General features: G+C 45.1%; 17 protein-coding genes and 2 pseudogenes. 10 read left to right on the top strand and 9 right to left on the bottom strand.

The genetic code is table 11. The annotated features are described in order from the left end of the window. Positions 1-138: 138 nt before the first annotated feature. From LYNGBM3L_RS06310 to LYNGBM3L_RS45465, 5 genes and pseudogenes are all read left to right on the top strand, one after another. On the top strand, positions 139-345 hold the full coding sequence (locus tag LYNGBM3L_RS06310) for a DUF6200 domain-containing protein (RefSeq protein ID WP_008180448.1): 207 nt from the start codon (positions 139-141) through the stop codon (positions 343-345). A 1,316-nt stretch (positions 346-1,661) separates the two neighbouring features. Continuing rightward, positions 1,662-2,666, top strand: a pseudogene (locus tag LYNGBM3L_RS47025) (ISAs1 family transposase). Positions 2,667-3,707: 1,041 nt separating this feature from the next. Further along, positions 3,708-4,856: a glycosyltransferase family 4 protein gene (locus LYNGBM3L_RS06295; RefSeq protein WP_044492374.1), complete on the top strand. Its 1,149-nt coding sequence runs from the start codon at positions 3,708-3,710 to the stop codon at positions 4,854-4,856. Between the two features lie 366 nt (positions 4,857-5,222). Beyond that, positions 5,223-6,057: pseudogene (locus tag LYNGBM3L_RS37950) on the top strand (IS1 family transposase). Next, the gene (locus LYNGBM3L_RS45465) at positions 6,026-6,175 is read left to right on the top strand and encodes a hypothetical protein (RefSeq protein ID WP_154659693.1); all 150 of its coding nucleotides are present in this window, start codon (positions 6,026-6,028) and stop codon (positions 6,173-6,175) included. The pseudogene LYNGBM3L_RS37950 and the gene LYNGBM3L_RS45465 overlap by 32 nt, the downstream one beginning before the upstream one ends. 597 nt (positions 6,176-6,772) lie before the next feature. Here LYNGBM3L_RS45465 and LYNGBM3L_RS06285 read toward each other — a convergent pair. The 4 genes from LYNGBM3L_RS06285 to LYNGBM3L_RS42915 form a co-directional block, all read right to left on the bottom strand. After that, a complete protein-coding gene (locus LYNGBM3L_RS06285) occupies positions 6,773-8,002 on the bottom strand; it encodes a DUF1501 domain-containing protein (RefSeq protein ID WP_008180434.1) in 1,230 nt (409 codons plus the stop codon). An 8-nt stretch (positions 8,003-8,010) separates the two neighbouring features. Beyond that, positions 8,011-8,154, bottom strand: coding sequence for a hypothetical protein (locus LYNGBM3L_RS42920; RefSeq protein WP_154659692.1), 144 nt, complete (start codon positions 8,152-8,154; stop codon positions 8,011-8,013). 301 nt (positions 8,155-8,455) lie between these two features. After that, entirely contained in the window at positions 8,456-9,967 is a 1,512-nt protein-coding gene (locus LYNGBM3L_RS06280) for a DUF1800 domain-containing protein (RefSeq protein WP_008180432.1), read from the bottom strand. 120 nt (positions 9,968-10,087) lie between these two features. Further along, positions 10,088-10,228 (bottom strand): hypothetical protein, encoded by a 141-nt coding sequence (locus LYNGBM3L_RS42915; protein ID WP_154659691.1) that lies wholly within the window; start codon positions 10,226-10,228, stop codon positions 10,088-10,090. A gap of 13 nt (positions 10,229-10,241) precedes the next feature. On the opposite strand from LYNGBM3L_RS42915, the gene LYNGBM3L_RS39855 reads away from it, so the two are divergent. Continuing rightward, positions 10,242-10,484 (top strand): hypothetical protein, encoded by a 243-nt coding sequence (locus LYNGBM3L_RS39855; protein ID WP_143764194.1) that lies wholly within the window; start codon positions 10,242-10,244, stop codon positions 10,482-10,484. An 89-nt stretch (positions 10,485-10,573) separates the two neighbouring features. Then, positions 10,574-10,837: a hypothetical protein gene (locus tag LYNGBM3L_RS06275; RefSeq protein WP_008180428.1), complete on the top strand. Its 264-nt coding sequence runs from the start codon at positions 10,574-10,576 to the stop codon at positions 10,835-10,837. Positions 10,838-10,884: 47 nt separating this feature from the next. On the opposite strand, the gene LYNGBM3L_RS06270 is transcribed toward LYNGBM3L_RS06275, so the two are convergent. From LYNGBM3L_RS06270 to LYNGBM3L_RS45460, 5 genes are all read right to left on the bottom strand, one after another. Continuing rightward, positions 10,885-11,301 carry a ribonuclease HI family protein gene (locus LYNGBM3L_RS06270; protein ID WP_008180426.1) on the bottom strand — a complete coding sequence of 139 codons (417 nt, stop codon included), beginning with the start codon at positions 11,299-11,301 and terminating at the stop codon, positions 10,885-10,887. 113 nt (positions 11,302-11,414) lie between these two features. Then, positions 11,415-12,485, bottom strand: a complete 1,071-nt coding sequence (locus LYNGBM3L_RS06265) for a WD40 repeat domain-containing protein (RefSeq protein ID WP_008180424.1) — start codon at positions 12,483-12,485, stop codon at positions 11,415-11,417. A gap of 23 nt (positions 12,486-12,508) precedes the next feature. Further along, a complete protein-coding gene (locus LYNGBM3L_RS06260) occupies positions 12,509-12,967 on the bottom strand; it encodes a heavy metal-responsive transcriptional regulator (protein WP_008180422.1) in 459 nt (152 codons plus the stop codon). Between the two features lie 73 nt (positions 12,968-13,040). Beyond that, the gene (locus tag LYNGBM3L_RS06255) at positions 13,041-13,349 is read right to left on the bottom strand and encodes a hypothetical protein (RefSeq protein ID WP_044492372.1); all 309 of its coding nucleotides are present in this window, start codon (positions 13,347-13,349) and stop codon (positions 13,041-13,043) included. Between the two features lie 290 nt (positions 13,350-13,639). Next, a complete protein-coding gene (locus LYNGBM3L_RS45460; protein WP_008180417.1) occupies positions 13,640-13,810 on the bottom strand; it encodes a CAB/ELIP/HLIP family chlorophyll-binding protein in 171 nt (56 codons plus the stop codon). 103 nt (positions 13,811-13,913) lie between these two features. Between LYNGBM3L_RS45460 and ald the strand changes: the two genes are divergently transcribed. From ald to rsfS, 3 genes are all read left to right on the top strand, one after another. Then, positions 13,914-15,005 carry an alanine dehydrogenase gene (gene ald, locus LYNGBM3L_RS06245; protein WP_008180414.1) on the top strand — a complete coding sequence of 364 codons (1,092 nt, stop codon included), beginning with the start codon at positions 13,914-13,916 and terminating at the stop codon, positions 15,003-15,005. Positions 15,006-15,485: 480 nt separating this feature from the next. Further along, positions 15,486-16,097, top strand: coding sequence for a bis(5'-nucleosyl)-tetraphosphatase (symmetrical) YqeK (yqeK, locus tag LYNGBM3L_RS06240; RefSeq protein ID WP_008180412.1), 612 nt, complete (start codon positions 15,486-15,488; stop codon positions 16,095-16,097). Between the two features lie 168 nt (positions 16,098-16,265). Then, the gene (gene rsfS, locus LYNGBM3L_RS06235; RefSeq protein WP_008180411.1) at positions 16,266-16,673 is read left to right on the top strand and encodes a ribosome silencing factor; all 408 of its coding nucleotides are present in this window, start codon (positions 16,266-16,268) and stop codon (positions 16,671-16,673) included. The last annotated feature ends 19 nt before the right edge of the window (positions 16,674-16,692 follow it).

The raw sequence follows: 16,692 nt of genomic DNA, 5'->3' as shown, positions 1-16,692 counted from the left end.
TTGAATCCAAAAAGGATTTGAGTTCTTCAAAAGTTTTTGGAATGTTCATTACATCACTTTGAAGTTTTTTACAAGGGCGGAGCTGGGCACGATCTAACTTTTGATAAAGCTTGCTAAAATTTAGTTAGGAGAACTTCCATGAGTACACTTCAGAAAGAAAACACCATTATCCTAGAAATGGGATCGGCAAAGAAGGATGATATTAAGGATTTGCAATATGGTGAGGGTAAGCTTTTTAAGAGGATTGCTAAAGTCATTGGAGAATTGAAAGAGAGTGGTGAGGTTGCAGAAAATGCTCAACCAGTAATTGTTGTGGTGAAGAAGAAAAGCGAGAAAGATTGGTAAGTTTCTAATCGATCTGAGGAGCAATACGAATTTCTGTCATGGGCTTCGTAGATTTGTTTTTCAGGGGTAAACTGAGTTGCTAACTCAAGTCCGCTTGACTTTAACCCAAGATTGAGTTCCTCCTTTGGCAAAGCTATTGTTATTGATTACTTCAATGAATCTGCATCGGGGGCTTTATGCCCCATCGAACCAGGTTAATTGAAGATAAATAGGAACCTCTAATTATTGTACTGGTCATGTTCAAGTAGACCCGTGAACTACCCCAACTTACTTAAACGAAGTAAGTTGGGGTTTCTAGCTTGGCCGTAGGCCACGCTACGGGAACACGGAAGAATGCCGAAGGTGCGCTTTCCGTTCTCCGTAGGAGACGCGGGGCGCGTTCGGCGAATTAAATTCGCCACGGGTCGCACCTCAACTTAGACGGACGTCCAAGTTTTGGTCTTACTCCTTCTCCACGCTTAGTTGACCTCTCCCGTCCCAGAGGACTCACAGGGGTAGGTTTTTTACATTAGGGTAAAACATGGGGCGACCCAGAGGGAGAGGAAAAGGAAAACAACTTAGGTGCGCTTGACCTTGGCGAATTAAATTCGCCACGGGTCGCACCTGAAGAAGCGATGCAGCGCTGTCTTGGGGGTTTCCCCCACTCGCTATTGCATCAAGACAATGATGATTTTTAACGACAAATTAAGTATATTTTCTTATCCCCCACACCCCACACCCCACACCCCACACCCCACAGCTCACGTCTTTGTTAAAAACCTACCCTTATGAGACACCCCACACCCCACGCCCCACACCCCACACCTGAGGTCTTTGTAAAAAACCTACCCTTATGAGGTGGGGGTCTCCCCCACTCGCTATTGCCGTGGTTTCCCCGGAGACGAAACCTTAGAGAGTGGAGCCTTTAATGTCGGCAGGTTATGCAAAAAAGGGTTAAATATTTTTTAATAAGGCTCCACTCTCTTACGGTAACTTCAAACCACGGGAGCATCCCATTTTGGAAACAATATTACCCAAAGCAACGATATTTCAAGGGTTTCAGCCCCCTAAAAAGAGCTAACGTGCCAAATTGGGATGCTCCCCAAACCACTCGCTATTGCATCAAGACATTGACTGGCATACAATCTTGTCAGTGTCGTAAATCTCGAATCCAAATAAATCCAGGGTAATCCCAGCTATTTTGTATAAATTGTACTTGACAAAATAGACGTTGGCGCAGAGGTTTGCTTTGGCTCAATTCAGACTAGACAATTTCTCCAGAATCAAGGAAATTGGATAGAGATTAAATCAGTCTGTTCACATTCTCAACGGCCCTGATGTCTATTGATTTTAGTACTCCCACCCCATCCCCCCTTTCAACTCAGATGAAACAGCTCAAACATAGCGTGATTAATCAGTTTGAGGCATTGGATGACCCGAGAGTCAAACGGGAACCCAAGCATAAACTTGTAGATCTTGTGACCATCGCCATCTTGGCGGTGCTGTCTGGGGCAGATAATATGGTAGCAATTACCTATGGCAAAGCGAAACAGCAATGGTTAGAGACGTTTTTGGAATTGCCCCATGGTATTCCATCTCACGATACCTTTTCGAGAGTCTTGGCATTGATTGACCCAACTCAGTTGCATGAATGCTTCAATAGTTGGGTGGAGCAGATTACCAACCAGCTAGAGATTAAGCTGATCAATATTGATGGTAAAACGGCTCGGGGTTCCTACGATCGGGAAAAGCAACTCAAAGCCTTACATACGGTGAGTGACTGGGCGAGTGAACATCATCTGGTGTTAGCTCAACAACGGGTGGAGAGCAAATCAAATGAGATCACAGCCATTCCCGTGGTGCTGAACCTACTGGATATTCAAGGTGCAATTATTACCCTAGATGCCATGGGTACCCAGCGCAATATTGCCGCCCAAATCCTTACGGTCGGTGGAGACTATATCCTGGCACTCAAAGGGAATCAAGATTAACTCCACTTGGGAGTGGAGGCTTTCTTTAAGGCGGCACAGACAACCCAGTGGGAGGGCATTGAGTTTAGCTATGACGAGTCTACAGAAGCTGGCCATCATCCCATTGAACATCGGCAAGTCTGGGTAGTGCCCATCACTCAAGTACCCGATTTGCCCCATCGGTCGAAATGGAAGGGCAAGACCTGTGTAGTGATGGTGAAACGATTTGGTCAACTCTGGAACAAAACAACTACAGAGGTCTGTTTTTACATCACTAGCGATAGAGTTGATGCCACCATTTTGGCAAGGGCAATCCGCTCCCATTGGGGGATTGAACATAGCCGACCTTGGGTGGAACGATGTCACATTTAGGGAAGACCACAGCCGTCTTCGTACCGGACATGGACAGGATTATATGGGGCTTTTGCGACGCAAGTCGCTCAATTTACTCAAACGAGAACCGTCAAAGCAAAGTCTTGCCATGAAACGCGCTTCGTGCGGCTATGGACAATGACAATGCTGCTCAAAGTGTTGCTCGGCAACTATGCTAGTTAGAGACCGCTCGACCAGTGCTGGGAGAATTGAACCATAGAGCCAGAGGAAACTACTACGAAGCACGTCCTTACCCTGCCAATAATCATACCTATTGTGCCAACTCTTTATGACGCTTTCATGAGCCGAAGAAGGGATTAAGGTATGATTTAAAACTGTCCTAGGTTTTTGATACCCAGTTGACAAATTTAAATGCGATTACCCTGCAAATAAATCCTATTGCTTGTGCTATTTTGGTGTGGAATTTCCTGAAAATACTAGCTTACTTGAATCAATGTACAGTTGATAAAATTAAGAACCAAAGTTTATCTTCATATTTAACTAAAGAACTTAAAAAACCTTCTTTAGTTATGAATTGATTCTGCTCAGAATCTAATCGATATCTGGTGTCTTTAGGTAAGTCGTGATCTAAAATCATTGGGGGCACAATAACATTGAGAATCAAGGCAATAAAATCCATATTTAGCGTGTAAAAAAATCAAACACACTGTATTATGGATTAGTAAGCATTGATTGATCTCAAGGTTTGGATGTTCGACAAAACCCAAAATCAGGTTGCAGATTGCGTCCCGCTATCAGCAGTCACCACGGGAGCATCCCAATTTGGCACGTTAGCTCTTTTTAGGGGGCTGAAACCCTTGAAATATCGTTGCTTTGGGTAATATTGTTTCCAAAATGGGATGCTCCCGTCACCACTAAGTTTGGTGAAGAAGTCGTTGTGTCCAACGTCTAACCAAGCTACCACTCTAAGCGAACTGAAAACCAGGTTTGCAATACCCCTAAATTAAGGACAGCAAATAGCTGAGTAATCATGTCGTCAGAGAAAAGTAATCAAATTTGAGAAGTTATGAGGTCAAAGTAGTGAGGATCCTCTTAATCTGCACTGAGAAGCTTCCTGTTCCATGTATTCGAGGAGGTGCAATCCAGACTTATATTGACGGAATACTACCTTATCTAAGCAAGTTTCATGACGTTAGTGTTTTTTCTGTCACTGATTCAGATTTGCCCAATCAACATGTGCTGAATGGAGTCAGCTACCAGCGCTTCCCGACAGGTGATATTGAGGCTTACTACCAAGCAGCTGCTAAATTTGCAGCTGAGGAAAGGTTCGATTTAGTCATTCTTTACAATCGCCCTAAATACTTACCCTCTATTGCTGCTGCTAGCCCTAGTAGTCAGTTTATCCTGAGCATGCACAATGAAATGTTTCATGAGGACAAGATTAAACCTGAGGTTGCTAAGAGTTGTCTAGAGAAGGTTAGAGGAGTCATAACAGTCAGCAAATTTATTGCTGATGGAATTGCCGATCTCTTCCCTGAATACCGACATAAACTTCACCCCGTACATGCAGGCGTTGACTTAGAGAAGTTTCAGTCCCGATGGTCACCGGAAGGATCTAGACGTCGCCAAAAATTGCTAAGTTCTCACAGATTGACCGATCGCAAAATCGTTGTCTATGTAGGTCGATTAAGTATTAAGAAAGGACCCCATATCCTGATTTCTGCCCTACCCCAAATTCTAGAACAACACCCATCAACATTTCTTCTTATGGTGGGTAGCAAATGGTACGGCCATAACGAGGAAAATAAATATGTTCGTCAACTGAAAGAACAAGGAAAAACCTATGAAGAATCAATTTACTTTACTGGCTTTATTCCACCTGCAAAAGTCCAGAAGTACTTCCTCATGGGTGACATCTTTGTTTGTGCATCTCAATGGCAAGAACCTTTAGCACGAGTTCATTATGAAGCAATGGCAACAGGTCTTTGTATAGTTACCACAATGCGAGGAGGAAACCCAGAAGTAGTCATCCCAGATATGAACGGTCTCTTGATCAGTGACTATGAGAATCCCGATGCCTTTGCAGGAGCAATTAACTATTTACTGTCCAATAGAGAGTTAGCTGAACAAATGGGTCGATACGGACGCCATCTGGGTGAAAAGTATTATGGTTGGGAGCGGGTTGCTTCAGACATTTTCCGGATTATTTCAGACTGCTGCCTATCCTAATCTTGGATAAGACACAAGATCAGGGGAGAAGGATCGTCTAGTAAGAGCTGATTTGTAAACAAAACCTTAACAAGCCAGTCGGCGAGTCATTAAACGAATCAGCTCCCCGTAAATCATCCCTTCACGCAATGGTTGTGTACAATTCATAATATGCAGCTCAAACGCCGAAATCGATTCAGCAAGCCTTATGTCCGTTCGAGGATCCATCGTTTTGGTAATGTTTCAAATTCCTTTGATGTTCGCTCAATCACCGACCCCCGCACTTGCTCTCCACAAACTTGTTGCACCCCATGAGCAAAATTCGGTAGTGCCTATGCGGAAGTGTGGGAGTGGTAAGATGAATCTTGTCCAAAAATAGTCCTATGAATGATGGAATGCCATCTATGGGGTCATCATAAGACCCATAAACAGGTCAAAACTAGTAAGGGAAGCCAACGGTACTACTGTCGAGTGTGCCAACAAACGTTCACTTCTACTTTTGATACTCTTTACTATCGCCGAAAAATTGAACCCGAAACAATTCACACGGTTCTACAGGCTCATGCAGAGGGAAGTAGTTTGAGAGGAGTCAGTCGGACGACTAATCTCGCCTACAATACGGTAGGAACGCCTGCTGCGAGCAGCTACGGTGATTGGACAAATGATTCATAATGCCCGTGTACAGAAGATTGAAACCTCACAAATCAGCGGTGATGAATTTTGGTCATTTGTCCAAAAAAACAATTTCGCTGTCAGTCCAATGAATTGAAAGAAGGAGACTGTTGGATTGGAATGACTCAAGCATCATCAAGGGGCTTAATTCTGGCAGCTAGAGTAGGTAAACATACTGACCAATTCATCGAAGAATTAATAGTGAATACAGAAGGAAAAACCGATTGTCAACAATGGCGTACTGATGATTGGGGTGGATATAGCGCGAGTTTTACCTCCACAAGTAAGACACATCATCGGTAAAGAGCAGACCCAACAACTAGAGCGAACTAACGGGATTGTCCGACAGCAGACGGGTCTCGGGCATCGGCGACAGAATAAATTTGCCAAGGTCTGGGAGCAGACCTTGGCAACAGTAAGGTTGGTAGTCAGCTATTTCAATTGGATTTGGGTTCATAGTCGCTTTGGCAATACGGCGGCACAAAGGTCTGGGTTAGCGATCGCCCCTTGGAGTTGGAATGACTTGCGCGGCATACCCACACTTTGCTGATGCACTACCGGACGACCATAGTCGTGACTCACAAAGCCTCGGGCGACCAGGGAACCCCCTCAGAGCACACTATTGCTTGGGTGAGCGATCGCATTCTAGATTAGCGATCGCATTCTAGATTAGCGATCGCATTCTAGATTAGCGATCGCATTCTAGATTAGCGATCGCATTCTAGATTAGCGATCGCATTCTGGATTAGCGATCGCATTCTGGATTAGCGATCGCATTCTGGATTAGCGATCGCATTCTGGATTAGCGATCGCATTCTGGATTAGCGATCGCATTCTTGGGAAACCCCAGTTAGTCTAAACTCCAGTTAAAAAGCGATTGACCTTTGGTCACGCTATAGGCATTGCCGACGCTGCTTGAGGTGCGAACGCACTCTTTGTCGAGGCTTCACTAAAAAGCGTACGAAGTCTTTGTCGAGGTTTTATAGCAAGGGAAGTATAGTTTAGGACATAGTCTTTTGGTTGAAAGGGAGCAGGGACTGAGGCCGTAGGCCACGCGGGGCGCGTTCGGAGCAGGGAGCAGAAGATGTCTTAAGCTTTACTTCGACTGCTATAACTAAAAAGCGATTGACCTTTGGTCACGCTTCGCGATCGCACTGTTTGTCGAGGCATCAACTAAAACGCGATTGACCTTAGGTCACGCTATAGGCATTGCCGACGCTGCTTGAGGTGCGATCGCACTCCCCTCCCCCGACACTTCTGTTTCCCTACAGAAGCCCCAGATTCTGATTAGACCTAAAACCAGGAAAGATTTGGGCTAAATTCGAGTCTCCAATCTCCATATGTTCCCTGAGCACAGGCATCAGCACGTCACGAAAATCCGTAGTTACTGCTAAGTCCCGTTTTTCATACAACTGGGATTCAGCCAAACCGGGCCACTCTCCATAGACCTTACCACCGCGAACTCCTCCACCCAAGACCCAGATCACATTCCCGTGTCCATGGTCAGTACCCTTGTTACCATTCTCTGCCAGGGTACGGCCAAATTCTGACATCACCACAATCACAGTATCGGCATAAATCGGTTCTAAGGCTTTGACTAGAGTAGCCAACCCAAGTCCGAGAGGCTTAAGTTTTCGAGCCAGCTGTCCTTGACTACGGCCCTGGTTAACATGGGTATCCCAGCCACCTAAGGCCAAAAATGCCAGTTGGGTCTTAGCATCCCCCACCATCAGCTTGGCTAATTTGCGGCTATCACCAACAAATTTAGAGGAAGGTCGTGCTCCCCGGTTAGCTGCCATCATTTCTTCCTTTAGCTCAGCCAGCAGTATCTTCCGTGCTTCACTTCCTTCCTGATAAGCTAGATTAATCGCATCATTACCACGATAGAGCTGATCAAAAGCAGCATCAATTTGGGGACGGTCTACAGGCAGCTTGTGATTATAATTTCTCCCCATCGGTAAATTAGCCACTGGCATCTGACCGGATAGAATCCGTGGCGTTGTTGTGCCCATATTCACCGCTTGAGTTGGTATTTCCTTGGGAATTGTCCCTAATAGTCGATTCATCCAGCCATCATCTGTACTCTTAATCCCTGGGGTGCCACTTTCCATGTAATCCTGAGCATCGAAATGGGAGCGAGTGGAGTCTGGTGAACCACTGGCGTGAACAAAGGCTAAACTTTTCTGTTTCCAAAGAGGCATCAGATCAGCTAGAGCTGGATGTAAGCCAAAGTAACCATCTAAATCCAAGACTCCCCCTTTTTCCCCGGTGCGAGGAATCGCAATTCTCGGTCGCGCTTGGTAGTAATCAGCGTCTTGGTATGGCACAACTACATTCAGTCCATCTATGCCACCCCGCAGGAAAATAACAATCAGTCGCTTACGGTGATTAGCATTTGCTGTATTTGCTAATCCTCTGGCTACCCAACTCCCCATAGAGATCATTCCCCCAGCAGTTAGGAAGCTAGCTTGTTTTAATAATTTGCGTCTTTTCATTGTTGGTTTTATCTAGCGGTTTTCAATGAGGTGAGGTAGATTTTTTTAGGGAATCGGGAATCGGGAATCGGGAATCGGGAATCGGTAATAAAGAAGAGGGAACAGCGGATCTGGGAACAGCGGATCTGGGAAGAGTTAGGAAAGAGATTCAAGGAATTTTTGGTATTATAATAAATCAGGATTTGGTTTCATGAGCTATTTTTCAATTCTCTAAATAGCTTATATAAAAATTGCAAATTTCAACTTAAACATTGATTTAAAAATTTTAAATAACAAGTCATAATTAATCAGTTTTTCTTCAAAAAAGATAGCGTTTATCAGACTTATTCAGACTTATGAGGTGCAGTCAATTTTCTTACCCCTACTCCCTACTCCCTACTCCCTACTCCCTATTCCCTATTCCCTATTCCCTATTCCCTGTTCCCTATTCCCTATTCCCTGTTCCCTAAGATACTACCGATACATCATTTCTGGACTGCCTAAAATCAAGGCGGCTCGTAGCTTGGCTGGACTAGTGTTGATGACTTCTTTGGTTTGGTCAGAAAAGTGATTGGCTAGGGTTTTCCTGAGTTGGACAGCATCTACAGGTTTACGCTTTTCTTTAGGTTGACGCTGCTCGAAATTACCATTGGCTAATGCAGTGGCAAAGCTGACCCGGCGAATCATCCCATCTGGACTGAGCCAAGCCTTCTCAGTGTTTTTGTAGCCATTGGGAGTTGGGCAGCCGTAGATGGGCATTCCTAGCTGACGGATAATACCAGAGAGGGTTTTCCATTTGGGCTTTTTACTGCCTGTAGCTCGCACTGCTGAGATGATGTAGTGATAGGGGGATTTAAATTTACTGTTGTAATACTGAGTATCCCAAAATTCAGGGCTTTGAAATAGGGTTTCTAGAACCTTACGAATATCCCCATCGGTCTTCAAAAAGCGTTGGGCTAGAGTGTCTACTAGCTTTGCTGGTGGCTGATCAGCTACAAAGTACTGGGCTAATTTGTAGCTAATGTAATGGGCGGTGGAGGGATGACGAGCCAGCAGATCTAGGGCTTGCTCTCCCTCTAGGCTGCCGCTACCTGGAATCGGTGTACCCAGCAAAATCTTATCACTATAATCATGGCGCTTACTTTGGAAATAAAATCCTCTACTGTCACCGTGCTTACCCTCACGGTCAGTAGTCCAGCCAGTCAAGATCCGCGCTAAGGTAATTACATCCTCTTGGGTGTAGCCACCATCTACTCCTAGGGTGTGGAGTTCCATCAGTTCCCGAGCATAGTTTTCATTCAGCCCTTTGTATCGACCACGAGCTCCTGGACTTCCTGGTGCAGTGTTTTGGTGGTTGTCTAAATAGAAAAGCATGGCGGGATGGTGAGCTGTAGCACCTAACAAATCCCGAAAACGACCAAGGGCATGGGGTCTAATGGCATCTTGTTCAAAGGAACTAACCCAGATCCGATTTAATCCCTTGCTATCAAAAACATTGAAGTGGTTGAACCAGAAGTCTACCATTACTTCCTGAAGCTGTTGAGGGCTAGCGATCGCTCTGATTAAACGGGCTTCCAATCCCTGCTGCCTAGGTATTTGCGATCGCTTTTGAGCCTGCTTGCGCTGTTGCTGACTCAGCTGCCGTTTCTTTTTACCTTGTGGTGGTGCATAGCCTTTCCATACCTCCACTGGATTCAGTTCCAGGGTTTCTAAATTATTGAGTTGTTTCCTCAGTTGTGGCGGTTCAGGGATAGATTCTGGGGAAAGCTGGGACTGAATATAGGCATCAACCCCCATGGATTTCACCCGTTCGATGTCCCCAGGGCGAGGACCAAAACTAACACGATTGAGGACATGCAATACTTTCGGGTCAGTGGATAAACTGGCAGCGTGCCAGGGCTTGGGTAGTGCCCATAGGAGGATGACTGCCAAGATTAGCCCTAAGAGCCAGTAGACCGGCTTAAGGTTCAATTTTCCCAGATACATTGGTTTTAGGGAGTAGGGAGTAGGGAGTAGGGAGTAGGGAGTAGGGAGTAGGGGGAAGAGTTTTGTTAGTAGTGGTTTCACCGCACGAGAAGGAGGGAGTGGAAAAAAATCCTGTGCACCTCACTCGTGATGGAAATTGCGGTTGATTAGTTCCTCAACACTGAGGGATCTGGCCACTGGATGATAAGCCACAATTGCCGTTGGCAGTGCCTTTGGTAGACTGGTCTGAATGCAACTGCTGACCTTCATCCTTTTTTTCATACTAATGCGACTAATGCGATCGCGAAGCGTGACCAAAGGTCAATCGCGTTTGGCCGTAGGCCACGCTACGCGAACGCGCAGCGTCGGCAATGCCTATAGCGTGACCAAAGGTCAATCCCATGGTACAGCAGCAGCAAAGTCTGGCAACAATCAAGCCCATCCCATCACTAGGTGTTCAGCCGTTGCGCAGCCCGAAAATACCGGAAGTAGGGTACTTTACCTAACTCTTTTCTCGCTTCAAGCATTAGAATATTAAGAATTGTGTCTAAGTCTTGCTAGAGATTAGTCAAGAACGGATGCAAGACATCAGCAATTCTTAATATTCAAATCCAAAACAGAAACAAAATGGCAAAACATACCAAGGCTTTCATGTCCCGAACCGTAAAAAAGAATGAGCCTACTGGGGTCAAGTATATGACCAAAAACCAGATGGAGTACTATATGGGTGCCAAGCTTATAGAAATTGGGGTTGAGCCGAAATCAGCTATTTATCGATGGTCAGTAGAAAGCAAAGAAAACGATAACGAGGAAGTTTGGACTTACGCTGCCTACTGGGCAGATTCCAAAGAGCAACTGTTGCAAGAGGAGCAGGCATCAAAAGATAACTGAGGTAAGCATTCAGCTGACAGCTGTCAGCTGAATGCTTACGTTTACTTCTAGGACTTTTCCAAATCGATACAGTCATTAGCTAACTGGTCAGCTTCAAGGTTTTGGGTTTTGTTAATCCAGATTAATTCGTAGAAATCAAGTTTATCAAGAAGGGTTTTTGCTCGGGTATGAAAGCTAACCAAATTGTTGTTTTTAACCATATAATCCCCATGGAGCTGGTTAATTACTAGTTCGCAATCTCCATAGATTTTGGCTTGTTTTGCTCCAAGCTTTAGAGTCTTCTGTAGTCCAAGGATTAGTCCCATATACTCAGTTTGGTTTTGGGTAGTAAATCCTACGTATTGAGACACTGGATAAACCTCACCTTGATACTGAATTATAGCACCACAGGCGGACTGATTAGTTCGTCTTTTGCTGACACCATCGAAATGAATAATAGCAAGATTATTCGATTTATCTGTCATGATCTTGTTTAGCTTGTAAGGTGGGCAAAACTAGTTTAGTTATTTTGAGTATTCTAGATAATGGAAGTTTGCCCACGCTACTGTAATTGATATTGTTTTGACAAGCAAATCCCTTACTGAGTCACTGCTACCTCTGTTGTATTCGCCTGCCAAATGTTTATCGTCCGATCAAATCCCCCAGTAGCCAGTAAACGTCCATCCCGACTAAAGGCAACGGATTGTACCCAATCTTGATGTCCAGTCAACCAAGCAATCTGCTTACCAGTGTTCAAATTCCACAACCGAACCCCATCACGACTAGCACTAGCCAGAATTGTGCCATTAACTGGATTAATTGCGATCGCACGAATTTTGCCAGTATGTTTGGCCAAGGTATACTTAAGCTGCCAAGTCTTTGTATCCCAGACCCTAATCTTACCGTCATAACCACTGCTGACTAGGGTTCTACCATTAGGGGTAAAGGCTAGGGCACTAGTGATACCTTGATGAGCTCGAATCACGTAAAGCGGTTGTCCTGTGTTCAGATTCCAAATTTTAATCGTGCCATTTTTGAGTCCACTGACCAAGGTTTCGGCCTTGGGATGAAGCGCTAGGGAATAGGTTGGATGATCAAAATTTGCCAGAGTGTAAAGGGGACGTTGGTTTCTGAGGTCCCACACCCGAATACCATCCAATCCCCCAGTCACTAACACCTTACTATCTGAGGTCATAGCTAGGGAAAGCAAATTGCTTCTATGCCCTAGAAAAGTACGGGTATAGTCTCCTGTGTAGTCTTGCTGATTCCATTGCCACAAGTTGACCCCACCATCCTCCCCGACACTAGCCAGAATTGTCCCATCAGCACTAAAAGCCATGTCAGACACTGAGGTTTGGTGTACTCGCAGGCTATCAATTTCACGACCGGTTTTCAGCCACCATAATTTCAGATGGGCATCACTCCTGCTCCCCCCACTGAGTAGCACTCGCCCACTAGGACTAAATGACAGAGCATCCACAGCGGTAGAATGGGCTGTAATGGTACGCACCAATTGAGGAGTTCTCCAAGATTGAGCCTGGGATGAAGCCATTTCCGGTATAGCTGCAACCATTAGCCCCAGTCTTGATTCCCTAGCGTAGGTGGTACTGGTGACCACTGTCATGATCCCGAGCACAGTTCCCAAAATCGCCAACGGTATTTTTTTCATGGTTGTTGTTCGCGTAGCGTGGCCTATTGGCCAAGGTTAGGGCAAATCGTCTTACTTTTCACCGCGTCAGGGGGATGTTCTTGCCAACCGGAGATTATACCCAACAACTCGGACTTTAGTAGTTCCAATGCTTCTATTTGTTCAGTGATTCCCTCAATTTTGAGCAGTAGATGCTGCTTAACTGCTCCACAAGGTAACTCACCAAAGTCATGGATTTTGAGGATGTCTTGAATCTCACTAAGGCTAAGTCCTAGGGATTGAGCGCGTTTAATAAAAGCCAGTCGATTCAGCACCTGGTTGGTAAACAGGCGATAGCCAGAAGGGGAGCGGGTTGTGACTGGCCTAAGCAGACCAATCTCTTCGTAATAGCGAATGGTCTTCACGGGCAACCCGCTATGACTAGCTACCTGACCAATTTTGAGCCAGTCCTCTGATGAATTGGTGACAAGATCATTGGTAATTGGTAATTGGTAACTGACCACTGTTGACTATGCTTTCCCCTTTGTTTCCCCTATTCCCTTAGGGATGAACAGTTTGATCTTAAAACAGCCTGACCTATCGAGGTGGTTGACGTCGAGGTGCTTGACGCTTGACAGCACTCAACATTGGTAATGGTGGACGGGAAGAACTGGGGGGAAGATACCGCTCCACAGGTTGCTCAGCCAGTTCAGTTTGCTGACTTTGGCTTTGCCACCAACGGACTACCACTGCTATTCCCACCATCATCAGTCCAAAACTGAATAATGACCAGCGTCCGCCTACACCACCAATGACAGCATCCACCGCTCCGATAATCACGATGAAGCCTGAGATTGGCTCTTTACGATAAGCTGACTTCAACACTCGATGCCATAAAGCATTTATCACGGCTTACTACTTACTCTATTTCACAGATTTACTTCTTTTTTAACAGAATAGGCCAGAACTGCCCAACTAGAGCAATAACTTAGTTGGGGGACTTCTATACTGTTACTGAGATATATCTGATATCTATAATTCTTCGATATCCCCAGAGCAACCGGGAAATTCAAGATCAATTTTGCTAATTTTTGAAACGATGGGAGCAGTTATGTTTGAGCTTACAGGAGTAGGCCAGTAGCTAAAGGGATTTTTTCTCTAACCGACTCTTCCACTGACCGACTCTCCGACTAGTTTTAGTGTAAGCTTAACCAGGTTAATAAGTCTTGACCAGTAAAGTATTCAATTGCCAGAGTCAAAATAAAACCAATCATGGCAGCTCTACCATTCAAGCGTTCTGCGTAATCATTAAACCCAAACTTAGGTGACTGGACTTGAGGGACTTTAGAGGGTTGGGGTTGCGTCATAGTGATAAAAGTTGCCAAGCTATAGTAGAGTTACTTAACTTCACTAATTTTAACATTTAGATCACATATAGATACAGCACCAGTAATCCCAAGAGGTAAAAGCATGGAAATAGGTGTTCCCAAAGAAACGAAAGATCAAGAGTTTCGTGTGGGATTAACCCCCAGTAGTGTCAGGGTTTTACAAGAAGCGGGTCATACAGTTTTCGTTGAAACTAATGCTGGCACTGGTGCTGGCTTTACCGATGAGGACTATCAGCGTCAGGGAGCCAAAATTGTCTTAGAGGCTGCTGAGGCTTGGAATCGGGAACTCGTAGTCAAAGTCAAAGAACCCTTAGAGCCAGAGTATCCCTTGCTTCAAAAAGGACAGCTGTTGTTTACTTATCTACACTTAGCCGCTGACCGCCCTTTAACCGAGAAGTTGCTGCAATCGGGGGTGATTGCGATCGCATATGAAACCGTAGAACTCCCAGACCACACCCTACCGCTGCTAACCCCGATGAGCATCATTGCTGGTCGTCTTTCCGTGCAATTTGGAGCCAGATTTCTGGAGCGTCAGCAGGGGGGAAGAGGGGTGCTGTTGGGGGGTATTCCCGGAGTCAGACCAGGTAAGGTGGTAATTCTTGGTGGCGGAGTTGTCGGTACAGAAGCCGCCAAAATAGCTGTGGGGATGGGAGCGAGAGTACAGATTTTTGATATTAATGTTCAACGGTTGAGTTATTTAGAAACCATCTTTGGCTCAAGAGTGGAACTCCTCTACAGCAATTCAGCAGAAATTGAGGCAGCTGTTACTGATGCTGACCTCCTGATTGGGGCAGTGTTAGTCCCTGGTCGTCGCGCCCCCATTTTAGTGCCGCGCTCTCTGGTCAAACAAATGGTTAATGGCTCAGTGATTGTAGATGTTGCTGTGGATCAGGGAGGCTGTATTGAAACATTACAACCCACATCCCATACCAATCCCATTTATATCGAGGAGAGTGTGGTTCACTATGGGGTGCCTAATATGCCTGGAGCTGTTCCCTGCACATCAACTGTGGCTCTAAACAATAGTACTTTCCCCTACGTACTCAGTCTGGCCAATCAGGGGTTGAGCACTCTGGAAAATAATCCCGCTTTAGCCAAGGGCGTTAATGTCCAGAATCACCAGTTGGTTCATCCAGCAGTGCGAGAAGTCTTTCCCGATTTAGCTGATAGCTAAGGTTTTTTTGCTATAGCAATCCTAAATGATTACTATAGCAATTTTCAATTACGTAAGCTACAAATTTTTGAGGTGCGCTTGACCTTGGCGAATTTAATTCTTAATGGTAAGAGCGCACCTAAGCTTTTAGGGAACAGGGAACAGATAACAGATAACAGGGAACAGATAACAGGAAACAGGGAAAAAATCCTGTGTACCTCATTAAGTTAAAAACCCCTATATAGCAATACCTTTAGGAATTGTGAGAATTTTTGTTGTCAAGTTCCCGACTCCCGACTCCCGACTCCCGACTCCCGATTCCCGACTCCCGATTCCCGACTCCCGATTCCCTACTCCCTTTCCTTTAACATTTTATTGCTAAAGTCTTGAGAAAATGTTTGAATAGACGTATGGGTTAGTATCCTCTAGCTAAAGAAAAACTGTTAAATTTTTCTTAAACACTAATTAGCCAGTGTTACTTATTAGGAGTTTTTTAAGGTGATGCGTGATCAGGTGTTGACCTGGTTAGCAGATAATGTACCGTCTTCTCGGCTACAGCATATATTGCGGGTTGAACAGATGTCTGTTGAACTCGCTGAGCTTCATCATCTCAATGCTCAGCAGGCAGCTCAAGCAGGGTTGTTGCACGACCTAGCCAAATGCTTTAAGCCTGAGCGCTTGTTGCAAATGGCTAGAGATAACGGCATAGAAGTCGATCCAGTCTGTGAAGCCGCGCCTCATTTATTGCATGCAGATGTCAGTGCTATTGTTGCCCAAGAGCAATTTGGAGTCAAAGATGAAGCAGTATTGCAAGCGATCGCTCTCCATACCTTAGGGCGTGAGGGTATGACCCCCCTCAGTTGTGTTGTGTTTATTGCTGATACTATTGAGCCAGGTCGTGGTGAGACACCGGATTTACAAGCCTTACGAAATCTCTCTAAGCAAGACCTATACAAAACTGTTTGGTTAGCCTGTGACTACTCTTTAAAATTCCTGCTAGAGAGTCCTCGTCCCATTCACCAACGTATGATATTGACTCGCAACTGGGCTCAACAGATGTCCAGGAAGACAACAGCTAAAAGAGACGGTAAGAAAGATTGTGTAAATACCTAAAGTCCCATGTGCCTAGCTTTAAGGAACGTTTCGTCAACAGCAGTGTGAGTGTCAAATGAAGAAGCAACGAAAAGAAATGAAAAGAATTGTACAGCAAGTGATTAAGCACAAGAAAACTTAATTACTATTAGAACAGATTGTTTTGTAAAGCGAGGAATTAAACGCTTAATGAGAGATCAAAATAATAAGCCCTCCACCTTAGTAACCCCTGATACCGAAAACCAGGATGCTAGCTATGGGTTAGCATTAACCGTTGCTCAAGCAGCAGATGACCGCAAGGGTGCAGATCTGGTGATTCTGTCGGTCTCAGAGGTATCTTACATCACAGATTACTTTGTAATTGTGACCGGGTTTTCTAGGGTACAGGTCAGGGCAATCTCTCAGTGGATTGAACAGCAAGTAGAAGAGGCATGGAACCGTTTACCTGTGCGAACAGCAGGAAAAGCAGAGGGAATCTGGATACTTCAAGATTACGGTGACGTGATTGTCCATATCTTGCTGCCTGAAGAACGCAAGTTCTATAATCTCGAAGCATTCTGGGGCCACGCGGAACAGATTGAGTTTCAGGCATCCTAATTGCAGCACTCACAAAAAA

It is taken from the genome of Moorena producens 3L (genome assembly GCF_000211815.1).
Lineage (GTDB): Bacteria > Cyanobacteriota > Cyanobacteriia > Cyanobacteriales > Coleofasciculaceae > Moorena > Moorena producens.
The sequence above is the reverse complement of the archived record's forward strand: the minus strand, read 5'-3'. Positions and strand labels throughout refer to the sequence as shown.